This is a genomic window from Pseudomonas sp. NPDC087639, assembly GCF_044743385.1.
GTDB lineage: Bacteria > Pseudomonadota > Gammaproteobacteria > Pseudomonadales > Pseudomonadaceae > Aquipseudomonas.
The window spans coordinates 1-5,232 of sequence record NZ_JBIUWI010000130.1; the positions used below are offsets into that span (position 1 = coordinate 1).

The 5,232-nt window shown below is 52.4% G+C and carries 5 protein-coding genes, 4 tRNA genes and 1 pseudogene; all 10 read left to right on the top strand.

What is annotated here, in order from left to right; all coding sequences use genetic code 11:
* The first annotated feature begins 169 nt into the window (after positions 1-169).
* The 10 genes and pseudogenes from birA to nusG all read left to right on the top strand — a co-directional run bounded on the left by birA (position 170) and on the right by nusG (position 5,101).
* Complete coding sequence (gene birA, locus ACIOVB_RS26870) at positions 170-1,123, top strand: bifunctional biotin--[acetyl-CoA-carboxylase] ligase/biotin operon repressor BirA (RefSeq protein ID WP_401272201.1); 954 nt, start codon at positions 170-172, stop codon at positions 1,121-1,123.
* A complete protein-coding gene (locus ACIOVB_RS26875; protein WP_401272202.1) occupies positions 1,113-1,862 on the top strand; it encodes a pantothenate kinase in 750 nt (249 codons plus the stop codon). Before birA ends, ACIOVB_RS26875 begins: the two co-directional genes overlap by 11 nt.
* A 7-nt stretch (positions 1,863-1,869) precedes the next feature.
* The gene (locus tag ACIOVB_RS26880; protein ID WP_401272203.1) at positions 1,870-2,307 is read left to right on the top strand and encodes a hypothetical protein; all 438 of its coding nucleotides are present in this window, start codon (positions 1,870-1,872) and stop codon (positions 2,305-2,307) included.
* A 144-nt stretch (positions 2,308-2,451) separates the two neighbouring features.
* A tRNA-Tyr gene (locus tag ACIOVB_RS26885) sits at positions 2,452-2,536 on the top strand.
* A gap of 25 nt (positions 2,537-2,561) precedes the next feature.
* Positions 2,562-2,635, top strand: a tRNA-Gly gene (locus tag ACIOVB_RS26890).
* 26 nt (positions 2,636-2,661) lie between these two features.
* Positions 2,662-2,737, top strand: a tRNA-Thr gene (locus tag ACIOVB_RS26895).
* Between the two features lie 85 nt (positions 2,738-2,822).
* Positions 2,823-4,015, top strand: a pseudogene (tuf, locus tag ACIOVB_RS26900) (elongation factor Tu).
* A gap of 53 nt (positions 4,016-4,068) precedes the next feature.
* Positions 4,069-4,144: transfer RNA gene (locus ACIOVB_RS26905), tRNA-Trp, on the top strand.
* Positions 4,145-4,189: 45 nt separating this feature from the next.
* Positions 4,190-4,558, top strand: a complete 369-nt coding sequence (gene secE, locus ACIOVB_RS26910) for a preprotein translocase subunit SecE (protein ID WP_401272204.1) — start codon at positions 4,190-4,192, stop codon at positions 4,556-4,558.
* A gap of 9 nt (positions 4,559-4,567) precedes the next feature.
* Complete coding sequence (nusG, locus tag ACIOVB_RS26915; RefSeq protein ID WP_007916492.1) at positions 4,568-5,101, top strand: transcription termination/antitermination protein NusG; 534 nt, start codon at positions 4,568-4,570, stop codon at positions 5,099-5,101.
* The last annotated feature ends 131 nt before the right edge of the window (positions 5,102-5,232 follow it).

Sequence of the window (5,232 nt, forward strand, 5' to 3'; positions counted from 1 at the left end):
TGGGGTTTCCCCATGTGAGAGTAGGTCATCGTCAAGATTAAATTCCGAAACCCCAATTGCGAAAGCAGTTGGGGTTTTGTTTTGCCCGCAGGAAATGCGCCTGCTTGATTTCTATGCAACGGCCCGGGGCATGGCTATTATTCGGGCCTCATTGTGAGGCGAGACCTGCATGCTGACGTTGTTGAATCTTCTGAAGGATGGGCGATTCCATTCTGGTCAAGACCTGGGTGCAGCCTTGGGAATTAGCCGAAGTGCGGTGTGGAAGCAGCTTCAGCATCTTGAGGTTGAGCTTGGGCTATCTATCCACAAAGTTCGAGGCCGTGGCTATCAGTTGGCTGCTCCATTGATGCTGCTCGATCCTCTAAAAATGGCGGGAATGAAAGTCGGCTGGCCAATAACTGTCTTTGATTCTATCGACTCCACCAACGCAGAGGCATTGCGCGCGATTGGCCAAGGCCAATCGGCGCCCTTCTTGGTGCTTGCCGAGCGGCAGGTCGCCGGGCGCGGACGTAGAGGGCGCAAGTGGGTAAGTCCGTTTGCCGAAAACCTTTATTACAGTCTTGTTCTGCGTATTGATGGTGGAATGCGCCAGCTTGAAGGCCTGAGTCTCGTTGTTGGATTGGCCGTTATGCAGGCCCTGCGGAAGATGGGGGTGCCCGGTGCAGGTTTGAAGTGGCCCAACGATGTTCTGGCGGGCAATAAGAAAATTGCCGGCATTCTGCTGGAGCTGATTGGAGATCCGGCAGATGTGTGTCACGTGGTGCTAGGTATAGGCATTAACGTGAATATGCAGGTTGCAGAAGAGGTGGACCAACAATGGACGTCTATGCGGCTTGAGTCTGGCAAAAACTGTGATCGCAATGTCCTGGTCGCTGAATTGAGCGAGCAGTTGCAGGCATACATACAGCGGCAGCAAATGCATGGTTTTTCGGTTCTCCAGGCGGAATGGGAGGAAAATCATTTGTGGCAGAAGCGTTCCGTGTCGTTGATTGCTGGTGTCAACCAAATAGATGGTGTAGTGCTCGGTATTGATAGTCAGGGTGCGTTGCGATTACAGGTGAATGGCGTGGAAAAAGTCTTTAGTGGTGGCGAGCTCAGCCTGAGGTTGCGTGATGATTCTTGAGCTTGACTGCGGCAACAGCTTTATAAAATGGCGTGTGCTGAATGCTAAGGCTGTTACTTTGATCGCGGAGGGGGTGGTCGACTCAGATCAGGCGCTCAGTGAAGGTCTGTGGGCGCTGAGTGGGGTGTCGTTAAGCAAGTGCCGATTAGTGAGTGTTCGTTCCGCCGAGGAAACCGGTGCATTAATTCAGATGCTTAAGCAAGAGTTTGGAGTAACGGTCATATGCGCGGAGCCTGCTCGTGAGATGTCCGGTGTTGTAAACGGTTACGAAGAATACGAGCGTCTAGGGCTTGATCGTTGGCTGGCTATGCTCGGCGGGTTTCACTTGGCTAAAGGTGCGTGCCTGGTGCTTGATTTCGGCACGGCGGTTACCGCCGACTTCATTGCGCAAGATGGGGGGCATCTCGGTGGCTTCATCTGTCCGGGTATGCCGTTGATGCGCAGTCAGTTACGAACCCATACCCGAAAAATTCGTTATGGCGATCTTGCAGCAGAGCGTGCATTAACCAGTCAGGCGCCCGGTCGAAACACTGTAGAGGCGGTGGAGCGCGGCTGCTCCATGATGCTGAGGGGGTTCGTGCTCACCCAGCTCGAAATGGCGCGAGCATATTGGGGGGACGGCTTCACTGTTTTCATTACGGGTGGTGATGCTGGGTTGGTTGCAGATGTCGCGCCTGAGGCCAGGATTGTTCCTGATCTTGTATTCGTAGGTTTGGCTATGGCGTGTCCTTTGTCCTGAGGTATGTATGCGTTGGTTGTTCCTGCTGCTCCTTGTTCTCAATGTTTTCTATTACGTCTGGCATCAGCAGGAAGCACCCTTGCGGGCAAAAGACGTAACCCCTCTCAGTTTGTATAAAGGCTCGCAGCAGGATATTCGTCTGTTGAGCGAGAGTGTCGGTGCTTCTAAGGCAAGGCCTGGTGTGCCGCGGACTGAGGAGAGGTGCCTTTATTTGGGTGGATTTGCTCGTGAGGAGCAAGTTATGCCGCTGAGCCAGCGTTTGGCTGAGATGGATATCAAGGCTGAACTTTCAGCGAATGATGTTCCTGCGACAGGTTACTGGCTGCGTATTGCACCTGAAAGCCAGCGTTTGCTGGGGGATGCGCAACTGCAAAACCTTTCCAAGGAATTCAATGAGTTAAAACATAAAATAATGCTGTGCGAGGGGGTTGCACCTGCTGAATAGTTTGAATAGAATGGCGCCCGCTCCGCAGTGAAGACCTTTCAAAGGTTAACGAGGCGGGGTGGTGTCAATGCAGCTAACCTCAGGTTTTTAAATGAGAAAATGCTTGACAGGGGTTTGGCATAGTATAGAATGCCGGCCTGATTAGGAGGGGTTCCCGAGCGGCCAAAGGGATCAGACTGTAAATCTGACGTCTACGACTTCGAAGGTTCGAATCCTTCTCCCTCCACCAGATTTAAGCGTGAGCTGTAAGCTCTGCGGGTATAGTTTAGTGGTAGAACCTCAGCCTTCCAAGCTGATGATGCGGGTTCGATTCCCGCTACCCGCTCCAAGTTTGCAGGTTGTGCAAAGTGTTTTGCTCTTGTAGCTCAGTTGGTAGAGCACACCCTTGGTAAGGGTGAGGTCAGCGGTTCAAATCCGCTCAAGAGCTCCATATAACAAGGCAGATATGAAAATATCTGCCTTTGTTTTAATGGTTGATATTGTTTGTCTAATTCTTCTGTTTGAGGGTGATATCGATGGCTAAGGAAAAATTTGATCGTTCCCTGCCCCACGTCAACGTTGGGACCATTGGTCACGTTGACCACGGTAAAACCACTCTGACTGCTGCTCTGACTCGCGTTTGCTCCGAAGTTTACGGTTCCGCAATCGTTGACTTCGACAAGATCGACAGCGCACCAGAAGAAAAAGCTCGTGGTATCACCATCAACACCGCGCACGTTGAATACAACTCGCTGATCCGTCACTACGCTCACGTTGACTGCCCAGGTCACGCTGACTATGTGAAGAACATGATCACCGGTGCTGCCCAGATGGACGGCGCAATCCTGGTTTGCTCGGCCGCCATGGTCCGATGCCACAAACCCGTGAGCACATCCTGCTGTCCCGCCAGGTTGGCGTTCCGTACATCGTGGTTTACCTGAACAAGGCTGACCTGGTAGACGACGCTGAGCTGCTGGAACTGGTTGAGATGGAAGTGCGCGATCTGCTGAGCCCTTACGACTTCCCGGGCGACGACACTCCGATCATCATCGGTTCTGCTCGTATGGCTCTGGAAGGCAAAGACGATAACGAAATGGGCACTACGTCCGTTCGTAAACTGGTTGAAACTCTGGACAGCTACATTCCGGATCCAGTTCGTGTTATCGACAAGCCGTTCCTGATGCCAATCGAAGACGTGTTCTCGATCTCGGGTCGCGGTACTGTTGTAACCGGTCGTATCGAGCGCGGTATCGTTAAGGTTCAAGATCCACTGGAAATTGTTGGTCTGCGTGACACTACCGTCACCACCTGCACCGGTGTTGAAATGTTCCGTAAGTTGCTCGACGAAGGTCGTGCTGGCGAGAACTGCGGCGTTCTGCTGCGCGGCACCAAGCGTGACGACGTTGAGCGTGGTCAGGTTCTGGTTAAGCCGGGTTCGGTTAAGCCGCACACCAAGTTCGAAGCTGAGGTGTACGTGCTGAGCAAGGAAGAAGGCGGTCGTCACACTCCGTTCTTCAAAGGCTACCGTCCACAGTTCTACTTCCGCACTACCGACGTAACTGGTAACTGCGAACTGCCGGAAGGCGTAGAAATGGTAATGCCGGGCGACAACATCAAAATGGTTGTTACCCTGATCAAAACCATCGCGATGGAAGATGGTCTGCGTTTCGCTATCCGTGAAGGCGGTCGTACCGTCGGCGCTGGTGTCGTAGCCAAAATCATCGAATAAGCGGTTGTAATGTATTTTTCAGGCCGGCATAATGGTCGGCCTGATTTTGTTTTAGGTCAGTAGCTCAATTGGCAGAGCGACGGTCTCCAAAACCGTAGGTTGGGGGTTCGATTCCCTCCTGACCTGCCAGATTCACTCGGTGTATCTGGCTTTCTTTTCACAGGATCTTCATAGATGACTCCTAAAGCTGAAGCTCAAAGCTCTCGCTTCGATCTACTCAAGTGGCTTGTAGTAGTTGCTTTGGTGGCTGTTGGCGTTGTTGGCAATCAGTACTACGCCGCTTCGCCGATCCTGTACCGCGTACTCGCTCTACTTGTGATTGCTGCTGTAGCTGCCTTTGTAGGCCTGCAGACTGCGAAGGGCAAGTCTTTCTTTGTACTGGTTAAGGAAGCTCGCACCGAGATTCGTAAAGTCGTTTGGCCAACTCGCCAAGAAACCACACAGACCACGCTGATTGTCGTGGCTGTTGTACTGGTTATGGCGTTGCTGTTGTGGGGGCTAGATTCCCTGCTCGGCTGGCTTGTTTCCTTGATTGTCGGCTAAGGGTGTCCCGTGGCTAAGCGTTGGTACGTTGTGCATGCTTACTCGGGTTACGAGAAGCATGTCATGCGCTCGCTCGTTGAGCGAGTAAAGCTGGCTGGCATGGAAGATGGCTTCGGCGAAATTCTGGTTCCCACTGAAGAAGTGGTTGAAATGCGTAATGGCCAGAAGCGCAAAAGCGAACGCAAGTTCTTCCCAGGTTATGTGCTGGTACAGATGGATATGAATGAGGGTACTTGGCACTTGGTCAAGGATACTCCTCGGGTGATGGGTTTCATCGGCGGTACTGCTGATAAACCGGCGCCGATCACTGATAAAGAGGCAGAGGCGATTCTGCGTCGTGTTGCTGATGGTAGCGACAAGCCTAAGCCGAAGACTCTCTTCGAACCAGGTGAAACGGTACGAGTCAATGACGGTCCATTTGCTGATTTCAATGGTGTCGTTGAAGAAGTTAACTACGAAAAGAGCCGCATCCAAGTGGCTGTGCTCATTTTCGGTCGCTCTACCCCGGTAGAGTTGGAGTTCAGTCAGGTCGAAAAGGTCTAACTGGACAAGCATCCCAACCCCGCAGCCATAGGCTGTGGGGTTTTGTCGTCACTGGGATAAACGCGCAAGTAACCGGGGTGCCTTTCGAGGCGTTCGAACCCGTAATTGGAGTGCCTCATGGCCTAGATGAT

Excerpts from the sequence above, each read along its gene's own strand:
- birA (WP_401272201.1), top strand. The coding sequence starts at position 170 with ATGCTGACGTTGTTGAATCTTCTGAAGGATGGGCGATTCCATTCTGGT.
- ACIOVB_RS26875 (WP_401272202.1), top strand. The coding sequence starts at position 1,113 with ATGATTCTTGAGCTTGACTGCGGCAACAGCTTTATAAAATGGCGTGTG.
- ACIOVB_RS26880 (WP_401272203.1), top strand. The coding sequence starts at position 1,870 with ATGCGTTGGTTGTTCCTGCTGCTCCTTGTTCTCAATGTTTTCTATTAC.
- secE (WP_401272204.1), top strand. The coding sequence starts at position 4,190 with ATGACTCCTAAAGCTGAAGCTCAAAGCTCTCGCTTCGATCTACTCAAG.